Consider the following 13,323-nt stretch of genomic DNA (forward strand, 5'->3'; position numbering starts at 1 on the left):
GAAGCGACAGCGCGGTGTGCAGCAAGGCCGGGAGGGGCCTGGGTCCTTGTCACCGGACTCCCGGCGACAAGATCCGCACACGACGCTTTTGGGGGGCTTGGAACATGGACCCGAACAACCGGGGACCCGAAGAGTACGGCCATGACGACGACGGCCAGGCGCCTCGCTCGCGCCCACCGCGTGATGCGCTCACCGCCGACCTGGGTCAGTACACACCCGCACTCGCCCGCACCGTCCAACTCGTCTCGGGCGACTTCCTGCTCACGGTCAACCCCGTCGACGGCAGCGAGATAGAGGTCTGCCCGCCGGGAGAGCGACCGCAGCGGCCCACGAAGTTCAGTGCCGCCGAGCGAGCCGATCTGGCCCGCGCCGCCCTGCCGCCCGTACCGCCGGGCCCCGCCCAGCCCCGACTGCCGCTCCTGGAGCGCCAGGAGGAGCGCGAGCGGCTCGTCCGCCTGCTGGCGCGCGGGCGCTCCGTACGCCTCACCGGCCCCGCCGGCTCCGGCCGCACCAGCCTGCTCGACGCCGTCGCCGACGACTGCGCGGACCTCGCCCCCGACGGCGTCGTCCGCCTCTCCGGATACCGGCGCACGGCGACCGACCTGCTGTACGACCTGTTCGCCGCTGTCCACAGCGCGCCTCTGTACCGTCCCGAACGGGACGAACTGCTCGAACTCGTCCACGGGATCGGCGCGGTCGTCGTCCTCGACGACGTGGAGATCGGCGGCACCGCGCTCGACGAACTCCTCGACGCCACCCCCGAGTGCGCCTTCGTCATCGCCGCGACCCCCGACGTCCCCGCGCCCTCCGCCGACTCCCTCCTCGAAGAGGTCTTCCTCGGCGGACTCGACCGCAGCGGCGGCCTCGAGCTCTTGGAGCGGACCGTCGGACGCGTGCTGACCGAGGAGGAGGCGAACTGGGCGGGCGACCTCTGGTTCGAGTCCGAGGGTCTGCCGCTGCGCTTCATGCAGGCCGGTGCCCTGCTGCGACAGCGCGACCAGTTGCAGGCCAAGGAGAACGCCTTCGACGACTTCGGCGTCTTCCAGGACGCCCCGGTCGACCTGCCGGTCGACGCGCCCTTCGAGGCCGCCGACGGCCACGACGTACCGCTGCCCTCGCTCGCCGAGGGGGCCGCGCCCGCCGCGCTGCTCGCCTCCCGCCTGAGCGGGTCGGCCCGTGCCACCCTGCGCTTCGCCGTCGCGCTCGGCGGTGAGGTGCCGCACCAGACGCATCTGCCCGCCCTCGTGGACGACACCCACGCCGACGCCGCGCTCGCCGAACTGGCGGGCTGCGCGCTGGTCTCCCCGGTCGGCTCCCGCTACCGGCTCGCCGCCGGCGTGCAGGCCCAGCTGGAGGCCGCCGGATACGCCGACGGGCTGGAGGAGCAGGCCCGCACCGCGGCCCAGCACTACACCTGGTGGGCCGGACACCCCTCGGTCACCCCGGAACGAGTCAGCGCCGAGGCCGACGCCGTGCTCGCCGCCCTCACCGTCCTGGTCCCGCTCACCACGGCCCCGGCCGACGAGCAGGACGAGAGCGTCGCCGTGCGGCTGGCCCGCACGGCCGCGCCCGCCTTCGCCGCGGGACTGAACTGGAACGCCTGGGAGCGCGCCCTGCGCTCCGGCGCGGAGGCCTCCAGGCTCGCCGGCGAGGTCGGCGAACAAGCCTACTTCCACCACGAGTTGGGCATCCTCGCGCTCTGCGCCGGTCAGCTGGACCGGGCCCGCGCCGAGCTGGAGTCCTCCATCGGGCTGCGCGGTGCCCTCGCCGACAAGCGCGGCACCGTCGCGGGCCGCCGGGCCCTCGCGCTGATCGCCGACCGCTCCGGGGCCGTACTGCCCGGCGTGGCCGTACTGCCCGGCGGGCGCACGGCGGCGGGCGAGGAGGTGCCCGACGCACGGCACGAGGAGTCGGTGTCGCCGCCCGGCGGCGTACCGGCCGCGTTCGTGCTCTCCGCTCCGGTCGGGGAGCCCTCGACGCTGGTCACCCACCGGGCCGAACCGGGTCCGGCGTCGAAGCGCGTGGGCGTGGGCAGTCGTCTGGTGGCCGGCACCCGGCGCAACCTGGTGGCCGCGGGCGCGGGCGCGCTGCTCGTCGCGGTGCTGGGCACCGTGGTGACGCTCGGCGCGACCTCGAACAACAACACCGACAACCCGTCCGAGAAGGTCGGCGTCAACCCCTCGGCCAGCCAGGGCGGCCAGGACGACAGCCTCGGCGCCGACAAGGCGAAGAAGGGCGGCGGCAGCGACGCGGGCGTGGTGTCCACGCCGACGGACCCGGGCCCCGACGGCACGTACGGGACCTCGGACGACCCGACGCCGCCGACGAACACGAGCGGGCGGCCTTCGGACAGCCCGAGTGGGACGAAGGGGGGCGGGGGTACGTCGACGTCGCCGTCCAAGTCGACTTCCAAGCCGCCGACGACCAAGCCGTCGTCGTCGACGTCGCCGAAGCCGTCGACGAGCCCTTCGTCGTCGGTGAGCCCGACGGGTCCCACGTCGTCGACGTCGCCCTCCGCGCCCACCACCCCTCCGACCACGCCGCCGTCCACCACCACAACCACCGCCAGCGGCCCCGCCTCCAGCGTCCCCGCGAGCACCAGCGCCGGGGCCCCGCAAAGCAGTTCTGCGAGTGTTCCGGCGAGCAGCAGCGCCGCCGGGTCGCCGAACGGTTCGGTGATCTGAGCACCACGACAGAAGTGAGGGCCGGGTCCGACATCGGACCCGGCCCTCACTTCTGACCGGCGAACTACATGGCCGATTGAGTCAAAGTCGTTCGAATCAGAACAACCGCAGCTTGTCGTCCTCGATGCCCCGCAACGCGTCGTAGTCCAGGACCGTGCAGCCGATGCCGCGGTCCGTGGCGAGGACGCGGGCCTGCGGCTTGATCTCCTGGGCGGCGAAGACGCCACGGACCGGCGCGAGGTGCGGGTCGCGGTTGAGCAGTTCCAGGTAGCGGGTGAGCTGCTCCACGCCGTCGATCTCGCCGCGGCGCTTGATCTCGATGGCGACGGTCTGGCCCTCGCCGTCGCGGCACAGGATGTCGACGGGGCCGATGGCCGTCATGTACTCGCGGCGGATGAGCGTGTAGCCCTCGCCGAGCGTTTCGATGCGGTCGGCGAGGAGCTCCTGAAGGTGCGCTTCCACGCCGTCCTTGATCAGGCCGGGGTCCACGCCGAGTTCGTGCGAGGAGTCGTGGAGGACTTCCTCCATCGTGATGATGAGCTTCTCGCCCGCCTTGTTGATGACGGTCCAGACGCCCTCCTCGTCGCCGGAGCCCTCCTTCAGGGTGCAGGGCGGCGACATCCAGTTGAGGGGCTTGTAGGCCCGGTCGTCAGCGTGGATCGAGACGCTGCCGTCCGCCTTCACCAGGATGAGACGGGGGGCCGACGGGAGATGGGCGGTGAGCCGGCCCGCGTAGTCAACGGAGCAGCGGGCAATGACGAGACGCATGGTCCGCAACGCTACTCGACGGGCGGAGGTCCACGCGATTCGCCCTGGAAGACGCCTGTTCGGTCGTGGCTGATTGTGGGCCTACTGGGAGTTCGCTATGTGCGCATTCTCCTGGTGCCGTCACCGTACGTTGCTTACCGTATAAACGGGAGGTCGCGATGCGTGTACTCAGAGTGTTCGATATCGCGAATGTCCCTTACCTGTCCGGCAACCCCCGAGGTCTGGGGGTGCGAGAGGAGAACCCATGTCGCTCGACGTCTCACCGGCCCTACTCGAGAAGGCCGAGCGAGGCGAGGTCGACGAAGCAGAATTCGTCGACTGCGTCCGGACCTCCCTGCCCTACGCATGGGAGATGATCAGCTCCCTGGTGGCTCAGCTGAAGGTGGACGGCGGCAACTTCGCCGACAACCAGACGCCTCCGCCGGACGAGCAGGCGCGTGGCCAGCTGCTGCGTGCGCTCGCGAGTGACGCGATACGCGGCGCGCTGCAGCGGCACTTCGGTGTGCGGCTGGCCTTCCAGAACTGCCATCGGGTGGCGGTGTTCCCACTGGACACCTCAGTGGACGACACGCTGGCACGCTTCACCTCGGTGCGCAGTCAGCTGCTGAATCAGTCGCCGGAGTTCCGAGACTGCTGACGTGACGCCTTGATGCCGCATTGCTTGCCGCTCCGTACGCGGGAGGTGCATCTGTACGGGGCGGCAGGCTCCCCCGGGTCCCCGGGCCGACAGCGGGACGCGGATCGTGGGTGGGTGTGTGCGTCGGGTCAGGGAGACCGAGTTGTCCGGGCCGCGGGGCGGGACAAGTCGGTTGTGGGGCCCTGGAGACCCTTGGTGGGCCCAGGGCGCCCGCACCCTCTCCCGGGCCCACGCCGTCCGCGGTGACCTGTCTCAGCCGAGGTGGGGGAGTACCTCGGAGCCGAGTCGTTGGACGTTCTCCTCTGTCGCCGCCAGGTCGCCGGAGCCCTCGACGAGGAGGGCGAAGCGGGAGATGCCGGTGCGCTCCGAGGTGGCCGCGAGACGGTCGGCGCACAGGCGCGGCGTGCCCACCGGGTGCAGCCCGCACAGGAGTTCCGTGTACGCCAGCGGGTCCCGCATCGCGCGGGCGCGGCCGTCGACCGTCACATGCGCGTCCAACCCCTGCCTCAGCCAGCCGGGCATCGCCTTGAGGAGTGTCTCGACGGCGTCGGTGCGACGGTCCGCGATCTGGCAGACGCCGGCCGACACATGGGCCGCGCCGAGGATCTCGTCCGTCGAACGGCCCGCCACACGTGCCAACTGTCGCCACAGGGACACCATTTCGGCCTTCTCCTCGTCACCGACATGCATACCGAGGAGCATCGGCAGCCCCCGCTCGGCGGCGAGCCGCACGCTCGCCGGCGAGGTGCAGGCGACGACGACCTCGGGGCCGGGGGAGCCGCTCAGCGACTCCGACGGCCGGGGCACGACGGGCACTTCGCGGAACCTGAACCGCTCGCCCCGCCCTTCCACGGACGGCTCGCGCAGCCAGCGCACCAGCAGATCGAGTGATTCCGGGAACCCCTTCTCGTATGCCTCCAGGCCCGCGCCGAAGACCTCCAGGTCCACCCAGGGCCCGCCGCGCCCCACGCCCAGCGTGAAACGGCCGCCGGACGTCACGTGCAGCAGCGCGGCCTGCTCACCGAGGGCGACGGGGTGGACGGTGGGCAGTACGCTCACCGCCGTACCCACGCGGATGCGGCTGGTGCGGCCCAGCAGCAGGGCGGCCAGGGTCACCGCCGACGGGCACGTCCCGTACGGCACGAAGTGGTGCTCGGCCAGCCACACCGCGTCGAGCCCGGCCTCTTCGGCGACCTCGGCCGTGCGCACCGCGCGGTGCAGGGCCTCCCCCTGGCCCTGTCCCGGGAACTGGGCCGCCAGTACAAAACTTCCCACGTGCATGGTGCTTTCCTGCTTCCTCGGCTCCGACGCGGAGCTCCCCCACCGGCATAACCGCCCGACACGTGCCGAGGACACGGCCTGTCGGAGAGATTTGCGGATTGTCTGCAGAATGAGCCGACGGGAGGGCGATCTGAGGGGGTTGATGGGGTACGGCTACCCCTGTCCGCTCCGCGTAGGCTGGAGCAGGCCCTGCTCCCTGTATAGCTCCGTGAGGTGTCCTGTGTCCCCGCGTCGCAACCGCCCCAAGGGTTCCGACCCCTCCGACCGGAGCGCGGAGGACGACCGCTCCGGGCGGTACGGCGGCTGGCAGTCCACGGAGAGCTGGCAGGGCGAGGAGTGGAGCGTGCGTCATGTGGCGGGCGCCAGCGCCGAGGGCAAGACCTACCGCTGCCCGGGCTGCGACCAGATGATCCCCTCCGGCGTCCCGCACGTGGTGGCCTGGCCCGAGCACTCGGGCGTCGACGAGCGCCGTCACTGGCACAAGGCCTGCTGGAACGCGAAGGACCGCCGCACCTCAAGGGTGCAGCGGTCCCGTAACGCGCCCAGGTTCTAGGCCACTTCGGGCCGGAGCGGACTCACACGTCCCGGCGCTCCAGCAGCACGTACGCGCCGGCGATCGCCGCCGCCGTCACCCCGGCGAGCAGACCGAGCTGCGCGACGCCGCTGCCGTTCTCGTTGTTCAGGGCGAAGACCCTGGCGAGGGCGTTGGGAGCGGCGTACTCCTGCATCTTCTCGCCGATCGTGCGCATGCTCTGCGACATCATCAGGAACGCGGGCAGGATCGCGGGCACCAGCACGACCCCGAGCATCGTGGTGATCGCGCCCGCCGAGTGCCGCAGCATCGAGCCCACCGCGAGGGACAGGACGCCGAGCAGCGAGACGTACAGCGCACCCTTGACGACCGTGCCGCCCCACGAGACGTGCGAGGAACCGCTGTGCATGGCCGAGGTCATGAGGCCGACCAGGCCGATGGAGAACACCGAGACGGTGAACGCCACCGCGAAGAAGATGATCAACTTGGCGGTGAGCACCCGGTGGCGCTGCGGCGAGGCCGTGAAGGTCGTGCGGATCATCCCCGTGCCGTACTCGGAGGAGACGACCAGGACGCCCAGCGTGATCAGGCAGATCTGGCCCAGTATCAGCCCGAAGAAGGCCGGGATCGTGTACGGCACGTCGCCGAAGTCGGAGTCCTGGGTCTGCGCGGCGACCAGGAAGCCGATGCCGACCACCAGGAGCAGGAAGATGCCGAGCGTCCAGAGCGTCGAGCGCACCGACTTGATCTTCGTCCACTCGGAGGTGAGCGCGTGGCCGAGGTGGGTGGGGGTGACCGGGATCGGCGAGCTGTACGAAGTGCCGGGCGCCGCCTGCCAGGTGGGGGCAGCGGCGGCCTGCTGCGGCATCGGGGGCGGGGGCGTGCTCATCGGGCGTCCTCGGGCTTGGTCAGGTCGGGGGTGGCGGGAGCGGCGGGCGCCGGGGGTGCGACGGGCGGCTGCGCGGGGGCCTGGGGAGCGGGCTGGGCGTACGGGTTGACGTCCGCGGCACCCGGCGCACCCGGGTTGCCCGGAGCGCCGTAGGGACCCGCCTGCGGGGCGCCCTGCGGCATCGCGAACGGCTGCCCGCCCTGCTGGGGCGGCGGCGGTGCGTACCAGCCCGGCTGGCCCTGGCCCGCGACCGGCAGCTGCTGCGGCGGCATGGCACCCGGCGGCAGCTCCTGCTGGAGCCCGGCCTTCTGGTCGATGGTCGAGCGGTAGTCGACGGCGCCCTGTGTCATCCGCATGTACGCCTCCTCCAGCGAGGCCTGGTGCGGAGAGAGCTCCCACAGGCGTACGTCGGCGGAGTGCGCGAGGTCGCTGATGCGGGGCAGCGGCAGGCCCATCACGCGCAGCGCGCCGTCCTGCTCGGGCAGCACCTGGCCGCCCGCCTCGGTGAGCGCGGCGGTCAGCTTCTCGCGCTGCTGCGGCTCGGTCTCCGGGGTGCGGACCCGGGCGAAGTCGGCCGAGTTGTGCGAGATGAAGTCCTTGATGTTCTGGTCGGCGAGCAGCTGACCGCGCCCGATCACGATCAGGTGGTCGGCGGTCAGCGCCATCTCGCTCATCAGGTGCGAGGAGACGAAGACCGTGCGTCCCTCCGCCGCGAGCGCCTTCATCAGGTTGCGGACCCAGAGGATGCCCTCGGGGTCGAGGCCGTTGACCGGCTCGTCGAAGAGCAGCACCTGAGGGTCGCCGAGGAGCGCGGCGGCGATGCCGAGCCGCTGTCCCATGCCGAGCGAGAAGCCCTTGGAGCGCTTCTTGGCCACGTCCTGCAGCCCGACCACGCCGAGTACCTCGTCGACCCGGCGGGCCGGGATGCCCGACAGCTGGGCGAGGCAGAGCAGGTGGTTGCGGGCGTGCCGGCCGCCGTGCACGGCCTTGGCGTCGAGGAGCGCGCCGACCTGGCGCGGCGCGTTGGGCAGCTTGCGGTAGGGGAAGCCGCCGATGGTGACCTGCCCCGAGGTGGGGTTGTCGAGGCCGAGGATCATCCGCATCGTCGTCGACTTGCCCGAGCCGTTGGGCCCGAGGAAGCCGGTGACGGCACCCGGCCGCACCTGGAAGGAAAGGTTGTACACGGCCGTCTTGGCGCCGTAGCGCTTCGTCAGGCCGACTGCCTCGATCATGCTCCGCACCCATCGAAAGGTTCAGGACGTCGGGGCGCACGCCCCCGTAAGGGTTAGGAGGATATCGGGGCGCTGACGGTTCCACTCAAGAGTAAGTAAAAATGTGCAGGTCACGCGGGGGGCGGGCAGGAGAACGGCCTTACCTGGGGCCTTACCCGCACCCTACCTTTGTCAGGTACCCGTCTTGCCTGGTCAGGCCGGAAACGGAATCTCCGCAGCCGATACGGAGCACGCCTCACACCCGACGGGGAAGCGAGTCGTCCAGCGGCGGCAGGTCGTCGTACAGCCGCAGCTCGGACGCGTCGTCGACGTACGGCAGGAAGTCCGTCTGCGGCAGTACCCAGCCCTCCTCACCGAAGACCAGCGTGCCCCGCTCGCGCAGCGCGCGGTCGGCTCCCGCGCGCCGCACCCAGGTGGCCGGGTCGGGACCGAGCAGTTCGCGCAGCCGGGCGGAGTCGGCCAGCAGTGCGGCGAGCAGCTGCGCCTGGTCACCGCCGCCCGGACGCGGCTGCCCGGTGGCCGGATCGGCGAGCACCCCGTGCGCGCTGAAGTAGATGTACGCGCCGCCGAGCCGCTCCCCGGAGGGCATCGTCATCGCGAACGCGTCGCCCGGGAGTATCGCCCGCCGGTAGTCCGGGAACTCGGTGTCGTCGACCGCCTTCAGCTGCGTCGAGTCCAGCCAGGTGACGACGAGCGTGGTCTCGGCGCGCGGGTCCACGTACGGCGTCCCCGCCACGTACCCCGCCGGACTGATGTGCCCCGAGCAGCCCACCCCGATGCCGTGCACCCGCACGGGCACCATCGGCACCGTCGCCGGGATGCCGAGCCGGGTCAGCTTGTGGGCGACCTGGCCGGGGGAGGCGTTGGAGCCGACGGCGATCACCGGGTGGCGGTGCCCGGTGCCGACCTGCCCGAGGTCGGCGAGCGCCTCGTCGAGCCGCTGCTGCTCCTGGCGCTCCTCGACGTACCACTCGCCGAGCCGCAGCGGCCGCACGTCGAGCTGGAGCAGTTCGCCGCCGGTGAGCAGCGAGGGCTCGGTGGTGGGACGGCCGGGATAGGTGAGCGGCTGCTTCGCGGGCACGTCGTCCAGGCCCAGCGCCTGCAGGCTTCGGTCCTTCGTCGTCACGGTGACGCCCTTCGGGGGTGGTCGCGCGATAGGGGCAACAGCCTTCCACGCGAGGTGTACCCGGGGCGGGGCCCGGTCTCCCCGTCCGGACGGGGTTGGCCGGAACGGACACCGGGAATCATGCCGTCCCATTGTACGAGTGGGGGCGAAGTGGGTTACGGGGGAAGTGAGTTGAGGTTGATGAGACGCGGGTGGAGTCGGGTGGGGTCCTCGGGGCGGGGCCGGGCCCATCCGCGCTTCCGTACGTCCGTTCGCTGGTGGATCGCCGGACGTACCGTCCACGCCCTCCTTCTGATGACGCTGGGCGCGCTGGCCGGGCTCTCCGTCGTCATCGCGACCGCGTGGACGCTCACCGAGCACTCGTCGCGGTCGATGGCGCAGCGGTTCTCGAACGGGGAGCGGCTCTTCGACCTGAGTCTCGCGGTGCTGCGGGCGAGTGTCGGTACGGACAATCTCAGCCCCGAGCCGGACAGCACCGCGCACCAGTTGCTCGCCACGGTCGCCTCCGTCACGGGCTCCCTGGTGCCCGCGGTGCTGCTGGGCATCGTCCTGATCAAGATGTTCGCGCTGCGGCCGTTCGTCTGGCGGCAGCGGGCCAGCATCTCGCACGCCTGGACCGCGGACTTCCCCGGCTACTCGAGGCGCCACGCCGACAGCGAGGACGCGATCATCGCCGTCCGCTTCTACAACCGCTTCGACAACCTGTCCGTCGTGGATCTGCGCGCCCGTGCCCATCTGCGCTACCTGGAGCGCTCCCCGCACGACGGCAGCCTGGTCATCTACAAGCAGTGGCTGAAGGTCCTGGACGCGCAGGGCGAACCGGCCGACGAGCGGTACTGGCTCGCGGTCGAGCGCGGGGCGCCGTTCACCGTGTGGATACCGGTCGAGGCACCGGTGGCCGAACTGCCGTTCCGGCGTATCCAGGGCAAGGAGCTGTCCGGCTCGTACGGCGTCAAGCTCCTCGTCCGGCTGACGGCACGGACGGTGGGCCTGGGCACCGAGGTCGCCGACGAGCGCTGGTTCGACCTGGAGGCGGGCGACTTCGAACTCGGCCGCTTCGTGCCGCTCCAGCCGGACCTGGACAAGGACGTGTGGCGCTGGGAGGGCTGGACGGACTTCGACGCCCTGGAACCCCACCCGAACGGCGAGGACCTCAGGCCCTGAAGGTCGTCTACGCGTCCCGCCTCTTCAGCAGCAGATAGCCGCCGAGGAGCGCCGCGACCACCCACAGGACCATGATCGCCAGGCCGCCCCAGGGGCCGTACGGGGTGTCGTCGCCGATCGGGGTCACCACCCGCATGATCTTGCTGCCGGCCTGGTCGGGCAGATAGCGGCCGATCCTCTTGGTCGCGGACACCGCGCCGAGGATGTTGGAGATCAGGAAGAAGAACGGCATGAGGATGCCGAGCGAGAGCATCGGGCTGCGCAGCATCGTCGCGACGCCCATCGAGAAGACCGCGATCAGCGTCATGTAGAGGCCGCCGCCGACCACCGCGCGCAGCACCCCGGAGTCGCTGATCGACGCGCTGTGCGTGCCGAGCGCCGCCTGTCCGAGGAAGAAGGCGATGAAGCTGGTGATCATGCCGACGACGAGGGCGAGCCCCGCCGCCACCGCGATCTTGCTGAAGAGGAACGTGGCGCGCTGCGGGACCGCGGCCAGCGAGGTGCGGATCATGCCGGTGCTGTACTCGTTGCCGACCACGAGCACCCCGAACACGATCATCGCGAGCTGACCGAGGGTCATCCCCGCGAAGCTGATGAACGTCGGGTCGAAGGAGAGCCGGTCCTTCTCGCCCATCTTGTCGAACTCGTTGTTCGACAGCAGCGAGATCAGGATGCCCAGCGCGATCGTGACCACCGCGGCGAGACTGAGCGTCCAGACGGTGGACGCGACCGACCGGATCTTGGTCCACTCGGACTTGAGGACCTGGGTCGCCGCCATGCTCAGGTCTCCTTGTTCCAGCCGCCGCCCCACTGCTGGGGCGGGGCATCGGTGTGCGCGTGGTACTCCACCGACTCCGCGGTCAGCCGCATGAACGCCTCTTCCAGGGAGGCCTGCTGGGGGCTCAGCTCGTGCAGCACGATCTGGTGCTGCGCGGCCAGCTCACCGATCTGCTCCGACTTCGCGCCGTCCACCTCCAGCGTCCCGCTGCCGCTCTCGACGACGGTGATCCCCGCCCCGTGCAGGACGTCGAGCAGCCGCTCGCGCTGGGGGGAGCGGATACGGACGTACGACCGCGAGTTCTGCGCGATGAAGTCGGCCATGGAGGTGTCCGCGAGGAGGCGGCCCTGGCCGATGACGACGAGGTGATCCGCGGTCAGCGCCATCTCGCTCATGAGGTGACTCGACACGAAGACCGTACGGCCCTGGCCGGCCAGCGACTTCATCAGGTTGCGGATCCAGTGGATGCCCTCGGGGTCGAGGCCGTTGACCGGCTCGTCGAACATCAGGATCCGCGGGTCGCCGAGCAGCGCGCCCGCGATGCCGAGTCGTTGGCCCATGCCGAGCGAGAAGCCCTTGGCCTTCTTCCTGGCCACCGAGGTGAGGCCCACGGTGTCCAGGACCTCGTCCACCCGCGCCTTGGGGATGCCGTTGCTCTGGGCGAGACAGAGGAGGTGGTTGAAGGCGCTGCGGCCGCCGTGCATGGCCTTGGCGTCCAGCAGGGCGCCGATGTACTTCAGCGGGTCCTTGAGGTGGTCGTAGTGCTTCCCGTCGATGCGTACGTCGCCCGCGGTGGGGTGGTCGAGGCCGAGCATCATCCGCATCGTCGTGGACTTGCCCGCGCCGTTCGGACCGAGGAACCCCGTGACGATACCGGGTCTGACGGTGAAGGTCAGATGGTTGACCGCCACCTTCTCGCCGTACCGCTTGGTCAGCCCCTCTAGCTCGATCATGCGGACACGGTAGGACGCGGTCTGGGGCCGTGCCACTTGGGCGGCGGTGTGTTTGCCGCATGTTCACCGTCTCCGACCGCCGCGTCATCGTGGCTTGTCGCGCCCACGCGGCGGAGCGGCGAAATGTCACCGCCCCGCGCCCCTCGCGGGGCACGCCGACGGCCCGCGCTCCCGAGAAGAGAGCGCGGGCCGGAGTGCTGTCGGAAACTGCCCGAACCTACCGGGACTGCTGGGCCGGAACCCCGCGGGAGATCGGCTCGTCCTCGGCGGGCGTGGTCGCGGCGGCCACCGCGGCGCCCGTGAGCGTCGCGAGCATCTCGCGGACGTTCGTGAGCTGAGCGTTGATCGAGTCGCGACGGTTCGTCAGCGCCGCCAGCTCGCGCTCGGATTCCGAGCGGATGCGGTCGGCCTTGGCGTTCGCGTCGGCCACGATGTCCTCGGCCTGGCGCTGGGCCGTCTCCACCGTCTGGCGGGCGCGGCGCTCGGCGTCCGTGCGCAGCTTCTCGGCCTCCAGGCGGAGCTGCTCCGCGCGGTGCTCGATCTCCGCGAGGCGCTTCTCGGCCTTGGCCTGACGCGACGCCAGGTCGCGCTCGGACTGCTCGCGGCGCTTGGCGAGGTTCGTCTCGAAGTCGGCGGCGGCCTGTGCGGCCTTGGCACGGGTCTCCTCGAAGAGGGCGTCCGCCTCCTCGCGCTTGGACTGCGCGTCCTTCTGCGCCTCCTGGCGCAGCTGGGAGGCGTCGCTCTTGGCCTTCTCGACGATCCGGACGCCCTCGTCCTCGGCCTTGGACTTGCGGTCTGCAGCGAACGATTCTGCGTCGTTGCGGACCTGCTGGGCGGCCGACTCGGCGAGCTCACGGTGCTGCTCGGACGCGCGACGGGCCTCCTCGCGCAGATCCTTCGCCTCCTCCTCGGCGAGGCGGAGGATCTTCTCGACACGCGCGCCGAGACCCGCGTACGACGGCTCCGCGTCGCTGACCTGGGCCTGGGCGTTCTGCGTCTCGAGGTGGAGCTCCTCGATGCGCTTTTCGAGAGCAGTGATACGGGCCAGAGCGCTGTCACGGTCGGAGACGAGCTTCGAAATGCGTTCGTCCACCTGAGCGCGGTCGTACCCACGCCGCACAAGCTCGAAGCCGTAGGGGGAAGTGTCGCTCATGGGGTTCCTGTCGAATGAGACCGGTGAGGTGATAGGGGGAATCCTAGGGGCCAAAGCGGTGTGTCATCGAGCGGATGCGTGTTTGATCTGGAGAATGAGACTCCTTTTGGGTGGCTAACTGTCAGA

At 70.8% G+C, this 13,323-nt stretch carries 12 protein-coding genes; 4 read left to right on the top strand and 8 right to left on the bottom strand.

Annotated elements, in window-relative coordinates:
• The first annotated feature begins 104 nt into the window (after window positions 1-104).
• Window positions 105-2,684: an ATP-binding protein gene (locus tag AAFF41_RS31990; RefSeq protein ID WP_343325036.1), complete on the top strand. Its 2,580-nt coding sequence runs from the start codon at window positions 105-107 to the stop codon at window positions 2,682-2,684.
• A 96-nt stretch (window positions 2,685-2,780) separates the two neighbouring features.
• On the opposite strand, the gene nucS is transcribed toward AAFF41_RS31990, so the two are convergent.
• Complete coding sequence (gene nucS / locus AAFF41_RS31995) at window positions 2,781-3,452, bottom strand: endonuclease NucS (RefSeq protein ID WP_060901300.1); 672 nt, start codon at window positions 3,450-3,452, stop codon at window positions 2,781-2,783.
• A gap of 244 nt (window positions 3,453-3,696) precedes the next feature.
• On the opposite strand from nucS, the gene AAFF41_RS32000 reads away from it, so the two are divergent.
• A complete protein-coding gene (locus AAFF41_RS32000) occupies window positions 3,697-4,089 on the top strand; it encodes an SCO5389 family protein (protein WP_067369067.1) in 393 nt (130 codons plus the stop codon).
• Between the two features lie 252 nt (window positions 4,090-4,341).
• On the opposite strand, the gene AAFF41_RS32005 is transcribed toward AAFF41_RS32000, so the two are convergent.
• On the bottom strand, window positions 4,342-5,370 hold the full coding sequence (locus tag AAFF41_RS32005) for an LLM class flavin-dependent oxidoreductase (RefSeq protein WP_143628128.1): 1,029 nt from the start codon (window positions 5,368-5,370) through the stop codon (window positions 4,342-4,344).
• A 220-nt stretch (window positions 5,371-5,590) separates the two neighbouring features.
• Here AAFF41_RS32005 and AAFF41_RS32010 point away from each other — a divergent pair, with 220 nt between their 5' ends.
• Window positions 5,591-5,923, top strand: a complete 333-nt coding sequence (locus AAFF41_RS32010) for a hypothetical protein (RefSeq protein WP_054233208.1) — start codon at window positions 5,591-5,593, stop codon at window positions 5,921-5,923.
• A 22-nt stretch (window positions 5,924-5,945) separates the two neighbouring features.
• On the opposite strand, the gene AAFF41_RS32015 is transcribed toward AAFF41_RS32010, so the two are convergent.
• From AAFF41_RS32015 to AAFF41_RS32025, 3 genes are all read right to left on the bottom strand, one after another.
• Complete coding sequence (locus AAFF41_RS32015; RefSeq protein ID WP_097286255.1) at window positions 5,946-6,791, bottom strand: ABC transporter permease subunit; 846 nt, start codon at window positions 6,789-6,791, stop codon at window positions 5,946-5,948.
• Entirely contained in the window at window positions 6,788-8,023 is a 1,236-nt protein-coding gene (locus AAFF41_RS32020) for an ABC transporter ATP-binding protein (RefSeq protein ID WP_343325038.1), read from the bottom strand. Before AAFF41_RS32020 ends, AAFF41_RS32015 begins: the two co-directional genes overlap by 4 nt.
• Before the next feature lie 235 nt (window positions 8,024-8,258).
• A complete protein-coding gene (locus AAFF41_RS32025) occupies window positions 8,259-9,149 on the bottom strand; it encodes a hypothetical protein (protein WP_319746191.1) in 891 nt (296 codons plus the stop codon).
• Window positions 9,150-9,443: 294 nt separating this feature from the next.
• On the opposite strand from AAFF41_RS32025, the gene AAFF41_RS32030 reads away from it, so the two are divergent.
• On the top strand, window positions 9,444-10,313 hold the full coding sequence (locus tag AAFF41_RS32030) for a hypothetical protein (protein WP_343325039.1): 870 nt from the start codon (window positions 9,444-9,446) through the stop codon (window positions 10,311-10,313).
• A gap of 7 nt (window positions 10,314-10,320) precedes the next feature.
• Here the strand turns inward: AAFF41_RS32030 and AAFF41_RS32035 are convergent, their stop codons facing one another.
• The 3 genes from AAFF41_RS32035 to AAFF41_RS32045 form a co-directional block, all read right to left on the bottom strand.
• Complete coding sequence (locus AAFF41_RS32035) at window positions 10,321-11,091, bottom strand: ABC transporter permease (protein WP_343325040.1); 771 nt, start codon at window positions 11,089-11,091, stop codon at window positions 10,321-10,323.
• 2 nt (window positions 11,092-11,093) lie between these two features.
• A complete protein-coding gene (locus AAFF41_RS32040) occupies window positions 11,094-12,044 on the bottom strand; it encodes an ABC transporter ATP-binding protein (RefSeq protein ID WP_054233260.1) in 951 nt (316 codons plus the stop codon).
• A 217-nt stretch (window positions 12,045-12,261) separates the two neighbouring features.
• The gene (locus AAFF41_RS32045) at window positions 12,262-13,197 is read right to left on the bottom strand and encodes a coiled-coil domain-containing protein (protein ID WP_060901293.1); all 936 of its coding nucleotides are present in this window, start codon (window positions 13,195-13,197) and stop codon (window positions 12,262-12,264) included.
• Between the last annotated feature and the right edge of the window lie 126 nt (window positions 13,198-13,323).

It is taken from the genome of Streptomyces mirabilis (assembly GCF_039503195.1).
Classification (GTDB): domain Bacteria; phylum Actinomycetota; class Actinomycetes; order Streptomycetales; family Streptomycetaceae; genus Streptomyces; species Streptomyces mirabilis_D.

Coding starts and splice junctions, on each gene's coding strand:
- nucS (WP_060901300.1), bottom strand. CDS start 3,452: ATGCGTCTCGTCATTGCCCGCTGCTCCGTTGACTACGCGGGCCGGCTC.
- AAFF41_RS32035 (WP_343325040.1), bottom strand. CDS start 11,091: ATGGCGGCGACCCAGGTCCTCAAGTCCGAGTGGACCAAGATCCGGTCG.
- AAFF41_RS32030 (WP_343325039.1), top strand. CDS start 9,444: ATGACGCTGGGCGCGCTGGCCGGGCTCTCCGTCGTCATCGCGACCGCG.
- AAFF41_RS32020 (WP_343325038.1), bottom strand. CDS start 8,023: ATGATCGAGGCAGTCGGCCTGACGAAGCGCTACGGCGCCAAGACGGCC.
- AAFF41_RS32045 (WP_060901293.1), bottom strand. CDS start 13,197: ATGAGCGACACTTCCCCCTACGGCTTCGAGCTTGTGCGGCGTGGGTAC.
- AAFF41_RS32000 (WP_067369067.1), top strand. CDS start 3,697: ATGTCGCTCGACGTCTCACCGGCCCTACTCGAGAAGGCCGAGCGAGGC.
- AAFF41_RS32015 (WP_097286255.1), bottom strand. CDS start 6,791: ATGAGCACGCCCCCGCCCCCGATGCCGCAGCAGGCCGCCGCTGCCCCC.
- AAFF41_RS31990 (WP_343325036.1), top strand. CDS start 105: ATGGACCCGAACAACCGGGGACCCGAAGAGTACGGCCATGACGACGAC.
- AAFF41_RS32040 (WP_054233260.1), bottom strand. CDS start 12,044: ATGATCGAGCTAGAGGGGCTGACCAAGCGGTACGGCGAGAAGGTGGCG.
- AAFF41_RS32005 (WP_143628128.1), bottom strand. CDS start 5,370: ATGCACGTGGGAAGTTTTGTACTGGCGGCCCAGTTCCCGGGACAGGGC.